This window comes from Embleya sp. NPDC025285, assembly GCF_055558835.1.
On record NZ_JBVHLU010000158.1, the window covers coordinates 1 to 16,622 of the forward strand.

Below are 16,622 nucleotides of genomic sequence, written 5' to 3' on the forward strand. Positions count from 1 at the left end.
GGCATCTGCCACACCTGCGAACGCCCTCTCCCCACAAGGAAACTCGAACACCGCACACGAATACCAATCCCGACCTAACGAAGTACTACTAGTGCTGCACCGCGCTAATTCGTTGAGGGTGGTGGGAGCCAGGCGGTGGGGTCGTTGAGGTAGAGGCCGCACGCGCAGTCGAGGGCTTCCTCGGGGGAGCCGGAGGGCCGGCCGCTGGGCAGCATGTTGTCCTGGTAGCCGTGGCGGCTCGCGAGGTGGATCGCGAAGCCCCAGGTGTGCAGGACGCCGTGGAAACGCAGGCGACACAACGGCAGCACCTCGCCGTCGGGCAGGACGCCGTCCACGTAGGCGAACCCGGCCCGGAAGCGGATCTCGACCCGGGCCAGTCGCGGCCAGCGTTCGCGGGCGTGGTCGTTCAGGCGTTGCCGCAGGTGGTGTTGCATCGACTCGGGCGGGTTCTTCGGCATGCGCCCATCGTGCCGTGTCCCGGTGGCGATCGGCCATGATCCCTCGTGTCGAGGAAACACGGAGGCGGGGGCCGGTGGCACGGGTTCGGGCGGTTTCGGTGGGCATGGACGAGGACACGCGCCAAGGGCTGGAACGTGTCGCAGCCTCGGCCAAGGCCCAGGTCAGGGCGGTGTTACGGGCACGGATCGTGTTGGCGGCGGCGTCCGGGCGCTCCAACGCGGCGATCGCCGGGGAGACGGGCGTGAGCGTGAACACGGTCCGCAAATGGCGCGGCCGGTTCGCGGCACTCGGTCCCGCGGGGTTGCGCGATGCCCGACGCCCGGGAAGACCGCGGGTGTTCGGGCCCGGGACGCGGGTCATGGTGGTGGCCACCGCGACCAGTGTCCCGCCGTACCCGGAGTCGACCTGGTCGCACCGGACGATCGCCGGCCGCATGGCCGACACGGGGATCTCCGCTTCCCAGGTCGGACGGATCCTGGCCGACTGCGACGTCAGACCGCACCGGGTCCGCGGCTGGCTCACCCGCCGGGACACCCCCGACTTCCGGGACCGGGCGATGGACATATGCGACCTCTACCTGAACCCACCCGAGGGCGCGGTCGTGCTCTCCGTCGACGAGAAGACGGCCGTCGCCGCCCGCTCCCGCAGGCATCCGGGGCGCCCGGCGGGGCCGGGCCGCCCCGTCCTGCGGGAGTTCGAATACCGCCGCCACGGCACCGTCTCCATCGCCGCCGCCCTCGACGTCACCACCGGTGAGATCCTCACGCGGCCGATCACCAGGAACGACTCGAAGACCTTCGTCCGCTTCCTCGCCATGCTCGACCGGAACATCGAACCGGGCCGCGAGATCCACGTCGTGCTGGACAACGGTTCCTCGCACACGGCGAAGAACACCAAGGCGTGGATCGCCGCCCACCCACGCTGGCACGTCCACTGGACTCCGCCCCACGCCTCGTGGCTCAACCAGGTCGAGCTGTACTTCTCCGCTCTGACCCGCCGCGTCCTACGACACGGCGACTTCCCCAGCCGCGACGACCTCATCGACAAGATCGACACCTACGCGATCCAGCACAACGACACGGCCAAGCCCTACCGCTGGACCTACGACGGCACACCACTCAAGGCCGCCTGACCCTCAACGAATCAACGCGGTGCAGCACTAGATCGTGCCGCTCGCCGGCGGCCAGGCCGACCTCCGCGACCAGGCCGCCCGCGTCGTCCGGACGCGCCGACGGCGCTCCCGACCAGCGCACGTGCAGCTCTCCGACGCGGGCGATCCACCGCCCGTCCTCGGCCCGGGCGAGCGTGCGCGCCGCCCTCGGCGAAGCCCGCGGCGGGCGCGAACACCACCCGCGGCCGGGCCGGGGCGTCGACCGCGACGATCCGGCGCAGCAGGACGGCGCGGTGCGCGTCGCCGGGAAAGGCCAGGGCCTCGTGGCACTCGACGATGCCGTCCTCGGTGATCCAACGACTGCGCCAGACCAGACTCGCGTCCTCGTAGTGTCCGCCCCATACGAAGCGCCCCACCGGGGTGACCGCGTAGACGCCGGCGCCGCCGATCAGGGAGCCGAGGACGGCGTCGGAGTCCCAGTGCGGGGCGCACATCCACGCGATGTCGCCGCGCGGTCCGATCAGCGCGCCGCGCTCTCCGTCGGCGATCAACGCGTAGTCGCGTAGCGTGTGGGGCGGGAATTCCTGGGCCATCGAGCACTCGGGATCGTCGTGCATGGGCTTCACCCGTGTCCCGGGTCGATCCGGAAGCGCTCGGCGCGGTCCGGGCGTAGGGCGAGTCCGTGCCCGGGGGCGCTCGTCCCGGGGGCCAGGCTGCCGGTGGTGGGGTCCAGGGTGCCGTCGAAGATGAGCGTCTCGATGGCGACGTGGTCGTGGAACCATTCGAGGTGACGCAGGTTGGGGATCGACGCGGCGGCGTGCGCGTGCGCGTGGGGCGCACAGTGTCCGGACAGATCCAGGCCGTGTGCCTGGGCGAGGGCGGCGGCGCGCAGCCAGACGGTGATGCCGCCGCAGCGGGTGGCGTCGGCCTGTAGGCAGTCGACCGCACCGGCCGCGGTCATCGCGGCGAAGTAGGGCAGTGTGTAGCCGTATTCGCCGGCGGCGATGTCGTTGGCCACCGCGTCGCGTACCGCGGCCAGGCCGGCGAGGTCGTCGGAGGAGACGGGTTCCTCGAACCAGCGCACGTCGAAGTCGGCCAGGGCGCGGCCCATCCGGACGGCCTGCTTGCGGTCGTAGGCGCCGTTGGCGTCGACGTACAGCCTGGCTGTGTCCCCGATGGAGGCGCGGGCGCGGGAGTCCAGGTCGCGACGTTCCCGACCGCCCCAGGATTCACCGATCTTGATCTTGACGCGGGGGATGTCGGATTCCTCGACCCAGGCGCGCAGTTGGCGGTCCTGGCGTTCGTCGTCGTAGGTGGTGAACCCGCCGCTGCCGTAGACGGGCACCGTGCTTCGGGCCGCGCCCAACAGGGTGACCAGCGGCAGGTCGAGGAGTCGGGCCTTAAGGTCCCACAGGGCGATGTCGACGGCGGAGATGGCGCACGCGACCAGACCGGGGCGGCCGATGTTGCGGACGGCGCGGCTCATCGCCTCGTTCGCTGCGGGTACGTCCCAGACGCAGCGGCCGACGACCCGGTGCGCGAGTTCGTCGCGGATGACCGTCGCGGTGGCCGGGGCGGCGTACGTCCAGCCGATGCCGCGCGCGCCACCGCCCAGCGCCTCGACGACGATGATCGTGGTCGAGTCCCACGTCAGGGTGCCGTCGCCCTCGGGCGCGTCGGTGGGCACGGTGTACGCGGTGACGGTGAGGGCGTCCACGGCCGGGTCGGGAGGGGTCATCGTGGCTCCCCGGTGTGCGCCGGCGCGCGCAGGCCCGAGCGGGCGCCGGCGGCGAGTTCGTGGGCGGCGCGGTCGACCAGCGCCATGATCGTCAGCGCGGGGTTGGCGCTGCCCTGGGTGGGCAGCACGCTGCCGTCGGTGATCAGCAGGTTGGGGACGGCGAAGGCGCGCAGATCGCGGTCGACGACGCCCGCGTGTTCGTCGGCGCCCATCCGGCAGCCTCCGACGAGGTGGGCGTAGCGTTCGATGGTCATCACCTCGCGGGCGCCGGCCGCGCGCAGGATGTCTTCCATGACGACGGTGGCGGCCTTGACGAGTCGGCGGTCGTTGTCGCACTGGCTGTAGGCGAATTCGGCGACCGGAAGTCCGTGTCGGTCCTTCTCGTCGGCCAGGGTGACCCGGTTGTGGGCCTGCGGCAGGAGTTCGCACAACGCGCCCAGGGTTGCCCAGTGGATGTAGTCGCGCATGTAGGCGCGCAGGTCCTGCCCCCAGTGCCCTTGTGCCGCGACGTGTTCGGCCCAGGTGATCGGCAGCGGCGAGACGGTCTGCACGGAGAATCCGCGGGTGTAGGGCTTGGTGGCGTCGGTTTCGTAAAACTCCTCGGTGGAGACTTCCGGCGGTGGGGCCTTGTACATCCGGATCTCCTCGCTGAAGCGTCCGGCGGTCTGGGGGGCGCCTTGGACCATGAGGTACCGGCCGACCAGGTCGTGGTCGTTGCACATGCCGTCGGGGAAACGTCTGTTCGCCGAGTTGAGCAACAGCCGAGGGGTCTCGATGGAATATCCGGCGACGGCGACCATCCGGGCGCGTTGGAAGTAGGCACGGCCGGCGTGGCGGTAGTGCACCCCGGCCGCGTAGCGCCCGCGCCCGTCGAGCTCCACCCGGGTGGCCATGCAGTCGGCGCGGATCTCGGCGCCGTGGGCGAGGGCGTCGGGTACATGCGTGATCAGCGGCGACGCCTTGGCGTTGACCTTGCAGCCCTGGAGGCAAAAGCCCCGGTAGACGCAGTGCGGCCGGTTGCCGAAGCGCCCGTTGGTGATCGCCACCGGCCCTACTCGGGCCTCGATGCCCAGCGCCGCCGCGCCGCGGAGGAACACCTCGCCGTTGCCGCCCACCGGATGCGGCGCGTACGGGTAGGGGTGCGGGTCGCCCCAGGGCCAGTACTGGCCGGCGACCGGCAGTTCGTGCTCGATACGTTCGTAATACGGTCGCAGATCCCGGTAGGTCAACGGCCAGTCCGCACCCACGCCGTCACGGGTGCGGGTGGCGAAGTCCGAGGGGTGCAGGCGTGGCACGTAGCCGGCGAAGTGCACCATCGAACCGCCCACGCCTCGACCGGAGTTGTTGGATCCCAGGGGTACCGGGTCCTGCCCGGATATCACCCGGGGCTCGGTCCAGTACAGCCGGTGCGAGCCCGCCTCGTCGCTGACCCAGTCGGCGTCCGGGTCCCAGAAGGGGCCCGCTTCCAGGCACACCACGCTCCATCCGGCCCGGGCCATGCGCTGCGCCAGGGTCGCGCCGCCCGCGCCGCAACCGACGATCACCAGGTCGACCTCGTCGTCGGGGGCGTGTCGGCGCATCGTGTCGACGGCGCGCCGGTCGAAGCGTGTGCCGTCGTTGGGCAGGAGCCAAGCCGAGGCGTTGCGTTCGCGTACGGCGCGGTGGGAGCGGGTGTTCTCGCGCAGCGTCTGCCGGGCGGCGCGCAACCGCCGGATCCGGGCGGGTGACTCTTCGCTTCTCATCGTCGCGTCCCACCGTCCCCGCCGGACGGCCCTTGGGCGACCGGATCCCGCGGGTCGGCGTCGGCGACCTCCCACGCCTCGCGGCGATCCACCCCCGTGCGGGCGTAGCCGCGGGGGTAGGCGGGTCCCCCGAAGCCGATCTCGTTCCAGGCGGACGGGTGGGCATAGAACGCGGTGCAGGCGTAGCGGGTCCACAGGCTCCATATCCGACCGGCGGGCAGGTCGTGCCAGCGTCGGTCGCCGAGATCGCGCACGTTCTGGATGAGGCGGGCCTGGTCGGGGCGCCCCAAGTCGGCGAAGCCGGCTCTGCCGGCGTCGGCGTGCGCGTCGCGGTCGAGCGCGGCGAGCGAGGCCCGCCACGCGCGGCCGTCCTCGGGCAGGTCCGCGTAGCGCCAGCCGTCGGTGTGACCGTCCGCGAGCCGCTCGTCGACCATGTGCAGAACCGGAACCCTGGGTTCATCCCACTGCGCGAGCAGTTGGTCGAGCAGCGCGGACGCGGTGCCCGCCTCGTGGCTGGTGAAGAACCGCAGGTCGCTGTCGCGCACCCGGTCGCGAGTTCGCACCGCCGCCGCGGTCACCGCGTCCCAGGCACCGGACTGACTGCGCACGTCGTAGCCCGGGAAGCGCCGGTTCCGCCCTCCGGGTGTGCTGCCCCGGCCTGGTGATGGGCGGGTCATGCGTGGTCCTCCCGACGCAGGACCGCCGCCAGCAGGCCCATGCCGCCGACCATCGTCACCAGCAGCGGAGCGAACAGTGGCGGGCCCATTTCGACGTTGTAGCGGGCCATCGACCAGCCGCCGGGCTTTTGCGCGATGCCGCGCGCGTGCAGGTAGGTGCCCTGGAGGCCGTTGGCCACGATCGCCGCCGAGGCGATCGGCAGCGCCGTCTTGGCCATCCGGCGGTCGGCGAATCCGGCGACTCCCGCCACCGCGCCGACGGGGCCGAGCACGACGGGCCACCACATCATGCGGTTGCCGAATCCCGCCCGGTCGTGTTCGAGGTAGATCTCGGCGGCGGTGACCAGGGATCCGGCGGCGGTGAGCAACGCGAGCGAGCGTTCGAAGCGCCCGTGTCTCACGTTGCGCACGAGCCGGTCCAAGCGGTGCGCCGGGGCGGAGCGGAGCAGCGGCGCAGGCATCGTGCTCACTGCCCCTCGCGGGCGCCGGGCCGGTCCTCGCGATCGCGACCTCCGGGCAACATCTCCTGGATCTTGGCCTTGAGGCCTTGCCTGATCATGCCGGCGCGGTCGCTGTCGCCGTGTGCGATCGCCGACGCGGCCGCCTCGATCTGGTCCAGCGTGGCGTGCGGCGGGATCGGCGGCACCGCGGGATCGGTACGGAAGTCGATCACGAACGGCCGATCGGCCGCCAGCGCCTCGCGCCACGCGGGTTCCACGTCGACGGGCTTGTCCACGCGCACCCCGCCCAGACCGAGAGAGCAGGCGAAGTCGGCGTAGCGCACATCGGGCAGGTGCTGTGAAGGCTCGAACTGCGGCGCGCCCTCCATGGCCCGCATCTCCCACGTGACCTGATTCAGGTCCCCGTTGTTCAACACCGCCACGATCAGCCGCGGATCGCTCCATTCCCGGCGGTACTTGGCCGCGGTGATCAACTCGGCCATGCCGTTCATCTGCATCGCGCCGTCTCCGACAATGGCGATGGCGGGCCGGTCCGGGTGCGCGAACTTGGCGCCGATCGCGTACGGCACCCCAGGTCCCATCGTGGCCAGCGTGCCCGACAGCGAGCCGCGCATGTCGCCGCGCATCCGCAGATGGCGGGCATACCAGTTGGCGGCCGAGCCGGAGTCGGCGGACAGGATGGCGTCACCCGGGAGCAGCGCGTCGAGCGCGTGCACGACGTACTCGGGGTTGATCGGGTCGGCGTCCACCGCCGCCCGCCGCTGCATGACCTCCCACCAACGGACGACGTTCGCCTCGATGCCCTTGCGCCACTTGCCGTGCTTCTTGCGCCGCACCAGCGGCAGCAGCCGCGCGAGGGTCTCGTGCGCGTCGCCGACCAGGTTGATCTCGTAGGGGTAGCGCAGGCCGATCATCGAGGGGTCGATGTCGATCTGCACGCCGCGCGCCTGCCCGAAATCCGGGAGGAACTGCGAATACGGGAAGTTGGACCCGATCGACACGAGCGTGTCGCAGCCGGTCATCAGCTCGTAGGAGGGCCGGGTGCCCAACAAGCCGATCGAACCGGTGACATAGGGCAGTTCATCGGAGAGCACGTCCTTGCCCAGCAGTGCCTTCGCGACCCCCGCGCCGAGCAGATCGGCGAGTTCCGCCACCTCCGCTCGGGCCCCGCGAGCCCCTTGGCCGACCAGGATCGCGACCTTCTCCCCCTCGTTCAGCAGATCGGCCGTGCGCCGCAGATCCTCGTCCGAAGGGACGGGTGCCGAGCGCGACAGACCCAGGCTGGAGGGCACCATCTTGAAGGCGTGTCCCGGTGCGGTGTAGTCGAGTTCCTGGACGTCGGCCGGGATGATCACGGCGGTGACCGTGCGGCGCGCGTACGCGATCCGGATCGCCCGATCCAGCACGTTGGGCAACTGCTCGGGCACGGTGACCGTCTCGCAGTACTCGGACGCCACATCCTTGTACAGGCTCGCCAAGTCCACTTCCTGCTGATACGAGCCGCCCATCGCGCTGCGCGCCGTCTGCCCCACGATGGCCACCACCGGGACGTGGTCGAGCTTGGCGTCGTAGAGCCCGTTGAGCAGGTGGATCGCGCCCGGACCGGAGGTGGCCGCGCACACGCCCACCCGTCCGGAGAACTTGGCGTAGCCGACCGCCTCGAACGCCGCCATCTCCTCGTGCCGCGCCTGGATGAAGCGGGGGCGATCGTCCGCGCGTCCCCATGCGGCCAGCAGCCCGTTGATGCCGTCTCCCGGATAGGCGAAGACGTGCTCCACGCCCCACTCGCGCAGCCTGGCGAGAACGTGATCCGAAACCTTCTCCGACATGGCCTTTCCTCTCCGGTGCACGCCGCGGACGTGCTCGGGCTCGGTCCGCTCGACATCGCACTCACCGCTTCCGACCCCGCGTGACCGGCGAGCGACACGCGACTCGGCTACCCGGTGCCGACCCGGATATACGCGCGGAACGTGCGAGCGTTCGCGTGTCTCACGGCGATGCCCCGCGACTTCGGTGGACGACTTCGGCGGGTCCTCGAGCCGGCCGGGCATGGCGGGGCCGTTCTCGGGAAGCGGGTTCCCATGAGGATCACGACTACGGCAAGCCGCCTGGAACAGGCGCGGGGCCTGGATCGGCCCGCGGCGTTGGTACGCGCCCTGGTGGGGAGGTTGCCGCAGGGGACCGTCCGGGACACGTTGCACGGAGTGCCGCTTGGGCACGCGGTTCACCCGTTGCTGGTGCAGGTACCGATCGGCGCCTGGCTCTCGGCCTCGATGCTCGACCTCGTGCCGGGGACCGGGCCCGCGTCCACGGTATTGATCGCGGTGGGCGTCGGCGCCGCGGCGCCCGCCGCGGCCGCGGGGCTGGTGGACTGGGCCGAGACGCATGAGCAACAGCAGCGGGTGGGGCTGGTGCACGCCGCGTGCACCACGGTGGCGGTCGGCCTGTACTCGGCCTCCCTGGTGGCCCGGCTCCGCAAACAGCCCCTGCGCGGCCGCACGCTGGCCCTGGCCGGGCTGGCCGCGGTCGGAACGGGCGGCCTGCTCGGCGGGCACCTCGCCTACCGGCAGGCGGCGGGCGTCAACCACGCCGAACACATTCCGCACGTGGTCGGCGACGGCTCCCGGTGGCATTCCGTCGGCCTGCTCTCCGCCCTTCCCGACAACAAACCCGCCCGCCGGTTCGTGGGCGAGATCCCGCTGGTGGTGGTCCGCGCCGGCTCGCGGGCGAGCGTGCTCGCCGATCGGTGCTCACACCTGTCGGGCCCGCTCTCCGACGGCGACGTCGCCGACGGCTGTGTGACCTGTCCCTGGCACGGCAGCGTGTTCTCCCTCGCCGACGGCGAAGTCGTACACGGGCCGGCGACCGCGCCGCAACCGGCCTTCGAGACCCGGGTCGTCGGCGAGGAACTCCAGGTCCGTCTGCCGGGCGCGGGTTAACCGGTGCCCGCCAGCCGGACGTCTTCCCGGCGTTCGTAGCGGATCTCCCGCCCGGGGCCTTGCTTTCCCACTCGCCCGCAGCGCTCGACCGGGCAAGCCTCGTCCACTCGAGATGCCAGTTTCCGGAGGCATGATCATGATCGATTCCGGTGTGTCCGGGATTCCTTCCACCGACCGCGCGCGCCCGCGGTCCCGCCGGGTTCGGCGCGCGTCCGCCGCCGATTCCGCGCGCGTGTGCGCCCAAGTGTTCGCGCCGATCGTCGCCCAGGGCGTAATCCTGCGCCGGCCGCGACTGCTGGACCTCGCGGCACGCCGCGACAGCGCGCGGCGCGGCAACATCCTGTTGGGCCGCCTGCGCGAAGAATACGGCCCGGACCCACTGGCGGTGAGCGTGTTCGGTCGACGCGTCGTGCTGCCGCTCACGGCCCGGGACGCGCGCGAAGTCCTCGGCCGCTCCCCAGACCCGTTCACCCCGGCGAACCGGGAAAAGACGGCCGCCCTGGGGCACTTCGAACCGGACGCGGTTCTGGTCACCCGCGATGCGCAGCGGCGCGCGGCGCGCCGGCGCTTCAACGAGACGGTGCTGGAAACGCCCCAAGCGGCGCACCATCTGTCGGGGGTCTTCCTCGACGTGGTCCGCGAAGAGGCCGGCGCGCTGCTCGCCGAGCCGGGCGCCATGTGGGACTGGGACACCTTCCACGCCCGCTTCCTGCGGATCGTGCGTCGCATCGTGCTCGGCGAGGGCGCGGCCGACGACACCGCCCTGACCAAACAACTCGACGCGCTGCGCGCGGACGCCAACTGGAGCTTCGCGCATCGGCGCCGCACCGGCATCCACGACCGGTTCACCACGCGCCTGGGTGCCCACCTGGCCCGCGCCGAACCGGGCAGCCTCGCGGCGCCGGCCGCCTACGCGGATCACGGCGACGGCGTCGACCCGCTCGGACAGGTACCGCACTGGCTGTTCGCCTACGACGCCGCGGCGATCGCGGCGTTCAACGCGCTGACCCTGCTCGCCGCGCACCCCGAGCACGCCGAGCGTGCTCGCGACGAACAGGTCCATCGGGACGCCGAGGACCCGGCCGGGATCGCTGGGGCGAGTCACCTGCGGGCCTGCGTCCAGGAGTCCCTGCGCCTGTGGCCGACCACACTGGTCATCCTGCGCGACGGCACACGCGAGGACCCGCTGGCCCCCGAGGGCGCCGCCGTAGCCGTGGTCAGTTCCTTCTTCCACCGCGACGCGCGGACGCTGGACTTCGCCGACCGCTTCACCCCGGACGCCTGGCTCGACGGCCGCGCGGAGCCGGCCCACGGCATCGTGCCCTTCAGCGCCGGACCCGCGGCCTGCCCGGGACGCAACCTGGTGCTGTTCACCGTCACCGCACTGCTGGACACAGTCCTGCGCGGCACCACGGCCATCGACCTCGCCGACCCCACGATCCTCGACCCGAGTCGGCCCCTGCCGCACACCTGGAACCACACCGCGGTGCGGCTGCTCACCACGTGAGGGCCGCCCACCAGTGGGCCGAGACCAACGCTCCGGTGTTCGACGGGGCGCCGCCGTTCAAGCGGCTCGAGGGGGGCGCTGCCACCGGCAATCGTCGAGCAACGCCGGGAGTGTCGTGGCGCTGCTCCTGACGACGGTCGGCAGCGGCCGCCGTCTCGGCCCGGACCGAAATGCCCGATCCCGCTCGGGGTCGCGGCCTCGCCCGGTCGGGCCGAGACCGCACCGGGCTCCGCGCGCGCTCGCCCTCCCGGACGCTGCCGGCGACGCCCGGAGGTTGCGCCCTCAACGTCCCATCGCAGGCATCTATGCCCGTGGAGCCGCACACGTGTGTGGGCGACGGTCCGGAAGGAACACGCCGCACGGAGCCGGGACGGTAACCGCGTTTGGCCATCCGACAATCCCGGCCTATCCGTTACTCCGCGAATAGCCTTACGCATGTCGGGTACGCGGCATCGAGTCCGAATTCCCCCGACGCGAGGTGAGCGGCATGCCCAGCGGATCGAGCCCCAAGCGGGAACGCCAGTACGAGCACATCAAGGACAGTGCGAAGAAGCGCGGCGAAGGCACCAAGCGGGCCAAGGAGATCGCGGCCCGTACGGTGAACAAGGAACGCGCCCAATCCGGTGAGTCCAAGACCGCGAGCCGTACCTCGCTCAAGGACAAGCCGGCGAGCCAACGCGGGGGGCAACGCTCGCACAGCGGCTCGCAGGGCCCCACCTACGACCAGCTCTACGCGGACGCCAAACGCCGGGGCATCAAGGGACGCTCCTCGATGAACAAGAAGCAGCTCCAGCAGGCCCTGAGCCACTGACCTGCCGAGCGAGACCCGGGCCCGCTCGACGCCGCGCCCGGGGGCGATCCAAAAGTGGCGGCGTCCGGCCCTCTCGGCGGTGCGACGAGGAAGCCGGGCATCGTACGGCCGGATCCTTCGCTACCGGGTCGACACCTCGGCGCAGGTTATCCGATGCTGACACAGTCTTCACGCCCCGTCCGGTTTTCCGCATCAGGCGACAAAGGCGGCTTCCGACCCAACGCCCGGGCCGGAAGCCGTTCTTCGCGGTGCGCTACGACGGACGTGCGATTTGGAGCGTGCGGACTCGTGCCCGCGAACTCACGACCTGCCCGTCCATCGGAGCCGGATGTCTAGGCGTACGCCCACCACACCCAGCCTGGAGCACAATTCTTCGCCTGAGCCGCGACCGGTGTTTGCCGCACCGGGGCCATCACATCCAAGCGGGCACAGCCGAATGCCGGCCCGAAAGTCACGGCGGCTGCGAAAGGCGTATGCCGTGACCGCAGCGTTGCGCAAGGTCTCGTGTCGACCCGCCGGGGTCAAGTAACGAGGATCTGAGTGCACGATTCCTTGAGCTTCGCGTTGGCCCAGCGGACCTGCCGCAACGTGTCCGGATGGCAGCGTTGGGCGAGCGCCAGCAAGTCGCTGTCCTTGAGGCCCTGGGCGGCTTGGCTGATCATCACCCAGTCGACGGAGACTCCGGATGCCTTGACATAGACCTCACGCAGGTCGCGCAGCATCAACAGGCTCGCGTCGGGACGACGGCCGATCAGTTCGCTCGCCTTCTCGCGCAGACGATGTGCGACGCCCGTCTCCTCGGCCGGTTCAACGGCGAGGTGCAGCCCGAAACGCCGACCGAGGTCCGCAATCTCCCGTGCGTGGCGCTGTGACCAGCGGGCCAGGTCACCGCCGAGATGGTGGATCTCGTGGTCGACCCGGTGGCGTTCGGCCAGTCGCGTCAACTCGCGGGCCAACTCAACTTCGTCGTGGTGCAGTTCCTCAAGGGCGAAGGCAATATTCACGGGAGTTTCCCTTCGCCCGAATCCCCGTGCCGCTCATCGGCTTCGGCGCTGCTTCCGCCCCGGGTGTCGTCGATATCGCGGGCGACCGGGGCACCGGCGCCAGTGGTGGGCGCCGGAGCGGGTCCGAGGCCGGGGCCGATCCGGCGCAGTGCGGCGGCGGCGGTTTTGAAGATCGGCTGTTTGGAGGCGGGGTCCCAGTCGGTGAGGGTCAGTTCATTGGCCGCGCGCCCGCCGTCGAAGCCTGGTTCGGATCCGGTTTCGGTGTCCCAGTAGCCGTAGTGGAAGGGCACGAACAGCACTCCGTGGCGGATCTCGGTGATCCGCGCGGCCGCGCGGACACTGCCTCGCGGGGTTTGCACCTCGAGCAGGTCGCCCTCCGCGATTCCCGCCGACGCCGCGTCGTGGACCGAGAGTTCCACCCACACCTGGGGAGCCGCGGCCTGGAGTTGGGGCGCGCGAGCGGTCTTGGTACGAGTGTGAAAGTGATAGAGGGTGCGTCCGGTGATCAGCACGTAGGGGTGATCGTCGTCGGGTTGCTCGTGGGCGGGGAGATATTCCGCCGCCTTGATCACTGCCTTCCCGGAAGGATTCAGGGCCCGATACTCGATCGGTTCCACCGGGGCTCCGGTGACCAGGTCACGCCCGTAGCTCTCGCAGTAGTCCGGATCGCTCCAGAACCCGCCGTCGGCATAAAGACGTTCGGTCCCGTCCGGGGTATCGGAATTACACGGCCACTGGATACCACCGCGTTCCCTGAGCTTGGCGTAGTCGAGACCGGTGTAGTCGCACGGGCGGCCGCGGCTGCACTCCTTCCACGCCTCGAAAGCGGACTCGGGATCGTGCCAGGCGATCAAGGGCTGCCCGTCCTTGTCGGTCAGGTCCAGGCGGCGGGCATACTCGAGGAAGATATCGAGGTCGGAGCGAGCCTGGCCGGGCGGATCGACGGCCTTGTCGGACAGGTGGACGGTGCGGTCGGCGTTGGTGAAGGTTCCGGTCTTCTCGCCCCAACCGGCGGCCGGTAGGACGACGTCGGCGAGTTCGGCGGTCTCGGTGAGGAAGAGGTCCTGTACGACCAGGAACAATCGTTGCTGGGACAACACCGAGCGAACTCGGGCGAGTTCGGGCAGGGACACGGCCGGGTTGGTACCGGAGACCCACAGCAGCCGGATCGAGCCCTCCTCGACGTATCGCAGCATCTGCATCACGTGCGTGGGCGGCGCGTAGTGCGGGATCTGCTCCGGCGCCACGTTCCACAGGCGGGCGAGATCGGCCACGTGCGTGTCGTTGGCCCAGTTGCGGAAGCCGGGCAGGTCGCCGTCGGCGCCGCATTCACGGGTGTTCTGCGCGGTGGGTTGGCCGTTCATCTGGAGCACGCCGCATCCCGGTCTGCCCAGCATCCCTCGTAGCAGGTGCAGATTGTTGACCTGTACGGCCGCCGCCGTGGCCTGGTGGGACTGGTAGAAGCCCTGGAGGACCGTGGAGACCAGGCGTTCGGCTGTGCCGAGGATGCGTGCGGCGGCTCGGATGCGTTCGGCGGGGACGTCGCAGATGCGGGCGGCGAGTTCGGGGGGATACCCGGCAACCCGTTTCTCCAGTTCGTCGAAGCCCACCGTGTGCGCGTCCAGGTATTCGCGGTCGATCCAGCCGTTTGCGATGACCTCGTGCAGGAGCGCGTTCATCAGCGCGACGTTCGTACCGGGTCGTGGTGCGAGATGAACGTCGGCGGCGCGCGCCACCGGGGTGGGTCGAGGGTCGACGCACACCAGTGCGGGCGGGTTGGGGCCGGCCAGGCGGTCCAGCACCCGCATCCACAGCACGGTCTGCGTCTCGGCCATGTTGTGGCCGAACAGCGCGATCGTGTCGGCGTGGTCGAAATCGGCGTAGGAGCCGGGCTGCCCGTCGCAACCGAACGATTCCTTGAGCGCGGCGGCGGCCGTGGCCGTGCACAGCCGAGTATTTCCGTCCAGATGGTTGGTGCCCAGTCCGCCGTGGGCGATCACGCTCAGCGTGTAGTACTCCTCGGCGAAGAGCTGGCCGGTGGTGTAGAAGCCCAGGGCGCTGGGACCCTGTTCGTCCAGAAGTTCGCGGGTTCGGCGCACGATCCGATCCATCGCGGTATCCCAGTCGGTCTCCACCAACCGGCCGCCCTCACGTACCAGCGGGCGGGTCAGTCGGTCGGCCGAGGCGTTGGCCTGCCAGCCGAAGAGGTCCTTGGGTCCCAACCGTCCGCGATTGACCCGGTCGTGGGGCCGCCCCCGCACGCCCACCATGCGGCCGTCCTTGACGGCGATGTCCATCGCGTCACCGTTGGAGTGCAGGACCGACGCCGTCGAAACCCAGTGGTCCACGTCCCCCTCGGTGATGCCCTGGGCCAAGTGGGTGTCCACCCGGACCGGCCACGGCTGCCCCGGCCCATACGGCGTGCGCGTCCCCCACGGCTCGGCGATCCGGTCCCGACGTCTCACGTGCGACCCCTCCTCATGCGCCATGTCGCCGAGGGCTACCCGTGCGTGTGGGTCGCAAACGGCTCCGCCTCGCTCCCGCGCCGCGATCGACCGTTGCGCCACTGTGCAACGAGGAGATCGGGGCGGGCGCGCACCGCTCGACCCGAGGTCGCCGCTCGCGACACCTTCGAGGGCGATCCCGGCTGCCGCAGAGCCGGTCGGGTGAACTTTGCTCGCCGGTGCGTGGATCGGCGTCTTCGCGGGCAGGGGCCGCGCGTTTGCCGTGATGCGTTGTCGCGGTGCTACGAGGAGGCGACCGTGGATACCGAAATCCTGAGTAAAGGCGAACGACGGGCGTGGTGCGCCCTTGTGGCGGAACTTCGCCTGTGCACGAGGGCGCATGAGCATGCGTCGGCGGGCGCGACAACACCCGTACCAAAACTGCGGATCGTCGCAGCCGTAACCGTCCTGGTTCCCGTGGCCGTGGCGTGTGGCGTGATGGCGGCGACCAGGCTGTCGCACCCGCTGGTACTGGTTCCCCTTGCGTCGCTCGCGGCACTGGGCGCACTGGCCCTGATGGCGTGGGCCTCCCGGCATCGGCGTCGGCATCCGTGAACGACGTCCTCACCCGTCGAGCGCACCGATCGGCCGCCCCGATCCTGTTCTGCCTTGCCACTTCTTCCGTGGAGCACGAATGACCGACGTCCAGACCCCCCTGGCGCCTTTCCCGCCCGACGCGGTGGCTCCGCGCTCGTCTCGTCGTGGGACGATCGTGGTGAAGTGGCTGACCACCACCGACCACAAGACGATCGGCAGTCTGTACCTCACGACATCGTTCCTGTTCTTCCTGTTCGGCGGGATCCTCGCGCTCGCGATCCGGACCGAACTGGCCCGTCCTGGGACCCAGTTGCTCTCGAATGAGCAGTACAACCAGGCGTTCACCATGCACGGCGCGATCATGCTCCTGATGTTCGCCACGCCCTTGTTCGCCGGCTTCACCAACTGGATCATGCCGCTCCAGATCGGCGCCCCGGATGTGGCGTTCCCCCGCCTGAACATGCTCGCCTACTGGCTTTACCTGTTCGGTTCGCTGATCGCGGTCGCCGGGTTCCTCACCCCGGACGGGGCAGCCGACTTCGGCTGGTTCGCCTACACCCCACTCAGCTCGGCCGTGCGCTCACCCTCCGTCGGCGGCGACATGTGGATCATGGGCCTGGCCCTGTCCGGATTCGGCACCATCGTGGGCGCGGTCAACTTCATCACCACGATCATCTGCATGCGCGCGCCCGGAATGACGATGTTCCGGCTGCCGATCTTTTGCTGGAACGTACTGCTGACCTCGGTTCTGGTCATCATGGCATTCCCGGTCCTGGCCGCCACGCTGTTCGCGCTGGAGGCGGACCGCAAGTTCGGCACCCACGTCTTCGACCCCGCCAACGGCGGTGCCCTGCTGTGGCAACACCTGTTCTGGTTCTTCGGCCACCCGGAGGTCTACATCATCGCGCTGCCGTTCTTCGGCATCGTCACCGAGATCCTCCCGGTCTTCTCCCGCAACCCGGTCTTCGGCTACAAGGGTCTGATCGCCGCCACCATCGCCATCGCGGGCCTGTCGGTCACCGTCTGGGCCCACCACATGTTCCCCACCGGCGCCGTCATGCTGCCGTTCTTCTCCTTCATGACGTTCCTGATCGCCGTCCCCACCGGCGTCAAGTTCTTCAACTGGATCGGC

The 16,622-nt window shown here is 70.3% G+C and carries 15 protein-coding genes; 6 read left to right on the top strand and 9 right to left on the bottom strand.

Annotated elements, in window-relative coordinates; genetic code table 11:
* Window positions 1–104: 104 nt before the first annotated feature.
* Complete coding sequence (locus ACZ4FV_RS48725) at window positions 105–458, bottom strand: hypothetical protein (protein ID WP_465327669.1); 354 nt, start codon at window positions 456–458, stop codon at window positions 105–107.
* A 104-nt stretch (window positions 459–562) separates the two neighbouring features.
* Between ACZ4FV_RS48725 and ACZ4FV_RS48730 the strand changes: the two genes are divergently transcribed.
* Complete coding sequence (locus tag ACZ4FV_RS48730) at window positions 563–1,591, top strand: IS630 family transposase (RefSeq protein ID WP_465327671.1); 1,029 nt, start codon at window positions 563–565, stop codon at window positions 1,589–1,591.
* Between the two features lie 11 nt (window positions 1,592–1,602).
* Here the strand turns inward: ACZ4FV_RS48730 and ACZ4FV_RS48735 are convergent, their stop codons facing one another.
* The 6 genes from ACZ4FV_RS48735 to ACZ4FV_RS48760 are packed head-to-tail and all read right to left on the bottom strand — an operon-like array spanning window position 1,603 to window position 8,017.
* Window positions 1,603–2,187 carry a trehalase-like domain-containing protein gene (locus tag ACZ4FV_RS48735; protein ID WP_465327673.1) on the bottom strand — a complete coding sequence of 195 codons (585 nt, stop codon included), beginning with the start codon at window positions 2,185–2,187 and terminating at the stop codon, window positions 1,603–1,605.
* A gap of 5 nt (window positions 2,188–2,192) precedes the next feature.
* Complete coding sequence (locus ACZ4FV_RS48740) at window positions 2,193–3,308, bottom strand: enolase C-terminal domain-like protein (protein WP_465327675.1); 1,116 nt, start codon at window positions 3,306–3,308, stop codon at window positions 2,193–2,195.
* Window positions 3,305–5,050 (bottom strand): GMC family oxidoreductase, encoded by a 1,746-nt coding sequence (locus ACZ4FV_RS48745; RefSeq protein WP_465327677.1) that lies wholly within the window; start codon window positions 5,048–5,050, stop codon window positions 3,305–3,307. The genes ACZ4FV_RS48740 and ACZ4FV_RS48745 overlap by 4 nt, the downstream gene beginning before the upstream one ends.
* Complete coding sequence (locus ACZ4FV_RS48750; protein ID WP_465327679.1) at window positions 5,047–5,727, bottom strand: gluconate 2-dehydrogenase subunit 3 family protein; 681 nt, start codon at window positions 5,725–5,727, stop codon at window positions 5,047–5,049. The genes ACZ4FV_RS48745 and ACZ4FV_RS48750 overlap by 4 nt, the downstream gene beginning before the upstream one ends.
* Window positions 5,724–6,188, bottom strand: coding sequence for a hypothetical protein (locus ACZ4FV_RS48755; RefSeq protein ID WP_465327697.1), 465 nt, complete (start codon window positions 6,186–6,188; stop codon window positions 5,724–5,726). The genes ACZ4FV_RS48750 and ACZ4FV_RS48755 overlap by 4 nt, the downstream gene beginning before the upstream one ends.
* A gap of 5 nt (window positions 6,189–6,193) precedes the next feature.
* Window positions 6,194–8,017: a thiamine pyrophosphate-requiring protein gene (locus ACZ4FV_RS48760; RefSeq protein WP_465327681.1), complete on the bottom strand. Its 1,824-nt coding sequence runs from the start codon at window positions 8,015–8,017 to the stop codon at window positions 6,194–6,196.
* A 252-nt stretch (window positions 8,018–8,269) separates the two neighbouring features.
* Between ACZ4FV_RS48760 and ACZ4FV_RS48765 the strand changes: the two genes are divergently transcribed.
* The 3 genes from ACZ4FV_RS48765 to ACZ4FV_RS48775 all read left to right on the top strand — a co-directional run bounded on the left by ACZ4FV_RS48765 (window position 8,270) and on the right by ACZ4FV_RS48775 (window position 11,445).
* Window positions 8,270–9,127 (top strand): Rieske (2Fe-2S) protein, encoded by an 858-nt coding sequence (locus tag ACZ4FV_RS48765; protein ID WP_465327683.1) that lies wholly within the window; start codon window positions 8,270–8,272, stop codon window positions 9,125–9,127.
* 136 nt (window positions 9,128–9,263) lie between these two features.
* Window positions 9,264–10,634 (top strand): cytochrome P450, encoded by a 1,371-nt coding sequence (locus tag ACZ4FV_RS48770; RefSeq protein WP_465327685.1) that lies wholly within the window; start codon window positions 9,264–9,266, stop codon window positions 10,632–10,634.
* A gap of 487 nt (window positions 10,635–11,121) precedes the next feature.
* Entirely contained in the window at window positions 11,122–11,445 is a 324-nt protein-coding gene (locus ACZ4FV_RS48775) for a plasmid stabilization protein (protein WP_465327687.1), read from the top strand.
* A gap of 521 nt (window positions 11,446–11,966) precedes the next feature.
* Here the strand turns inward: ACZ4FV_RS48775 and ACZ4FV_RS48780 are convergent.
* Both ACZ4FV_RS48780 and ACZ4FV_RS48785 read right to left on the bottom strand, forming a co-directional pair.
* The gene (locus ACZ4FV_RS48780) at window positions 11,967–12,449 is read right to left on the bottom strand and encodes a hypothetical protein (protein ID WP_465327689.1); all 483 of its coding nucleotides are present in this window, start codon (window positions 12,447–12,449) and stop codon (window positions 11,967–11,969) included.
* Window positions 12,446–14,914: a molybdopterin oxidoreductase family protein gene (locus ACZ4FV_RS48785; RefSeq protein WP_465327691.1), complete on the bottom strand. Its 2,469-nt coding sequence runs from the start codon at window positions 14,912–14,914 to the stop codon at window positions 12,446–12,448. The genes ACZ4FV_RS48780 and ACZ4FV_RS48785 overlap by 4 nt, the downstream gene beginning before the upstream one ends.
* A gap of 456 nt (window positions 14,915–15,370) precedes the next feature.
* On the opposite strand from ACZ4FV_RS48785, the gene ACZ4FV_RS48790 reads away from it, so the two are divergent.
* Both ACZ4FV_RS48790 and ACZ4FV_RS48795 read left to right on the top strand, forming a co-directional pair.
* A complete protein-coding gene (locus tag ACZ4FV_RS48790) occupies window positions 15,371–15,508 on the top strand; it encodes a hypothetical protein (protein ID WP_465327693.1) in 138 nt (45 codons plus the stop codon).
* 79 nt (window positions 15,509–15,587) lie between these two features.
* A partial coding sequence (locus ACZ4FV_RS48795; protein ID WP_465327695.1) for a cytochrome c oxidase subunit I occupies window positions 15,588–16,622 on the top strand: 1,035 nt, incomplete at its 3' end.

Coding starts and splice junctions, on each gene's coding strand:
- ACZ4FV_RS48725 (WP_465327669.1), bottom strand. CDS start 458: ATGCCGAAGAACCCGCCCGAGTCGATGCAACACCACCTGCGGCAACGC.
- ACZ4FV_RS48740 (WP_465327675.1), bottom strand. CDS start 3,308: ATGACCCCTCCCGACCCGGCCGTGGACGCCCTCACCGTCACCGCGTAC.
- ACZ4FV_RS48765 (WP_465327683.1), top strand. CDS start 8,270: ATGAGGATCACGACTACGGCAAGCCGCCTGGAACAGGCGCGGGGCCTG.
- ACZ4FV_RS48775 (WP_465327687.1), top strand. CDS start 11,122: ATGCCCAGCGGATCGAGCCCCAAGCGGGAACGCCAGTACGAGCACATC.
- ACZ4FV_RS48770 (WP_465327685.1), top strand. CDS start 9,264: ATGATCGATTCCGGTGTGTCCGGGATTCCTTCCACCGACCGCGCGCGC.
- ACZ4FV_RS48735 (WP_465327673.1), bottom strand. CDS start 2,187: ATGCACGACGATCCCGAGTGCTCGATGGCCCAGGAATTCCCGCCCCAC.
- ACZ4FV_RS48760 (WP_465327681.1), bottom strand. CDS start 8,017: ATGTCGGAGAAGGTTTCGGATCACGTTCTCGCCAGGCTGCGCGAGTGG.
- ACZ4FV_RS48745 (WP_465327677.1), bottom strand. CDS start 5,050: ATGAGAAGCGAAGAGTCACCCGCCCGGATCCGGCGGTTGCGCGCCGCC.
- ACZ4FV_RS48730 (WP_465327671.1), top strand. CDS start 563: ATGGACGAGGACACGCGCCAAGGGCTGGAACGTGTCGCAGCCTCGGCC.
- ACZ4FV_RS48755 (WP_465327697.1), bottom strand. CDS start 6,188: ATGCCTGCGCCGCTGCTCCGCTCCGCCCCGGCGCACCGCTTGGACCGG.
- ACZ4FV_RS48750 (WP_465327679.1), bottom strand. CDS start 5,727: ATGACCCGCCCATCACCAGGCCGGGGCAGCACACCCGGAGGGCGGAAC.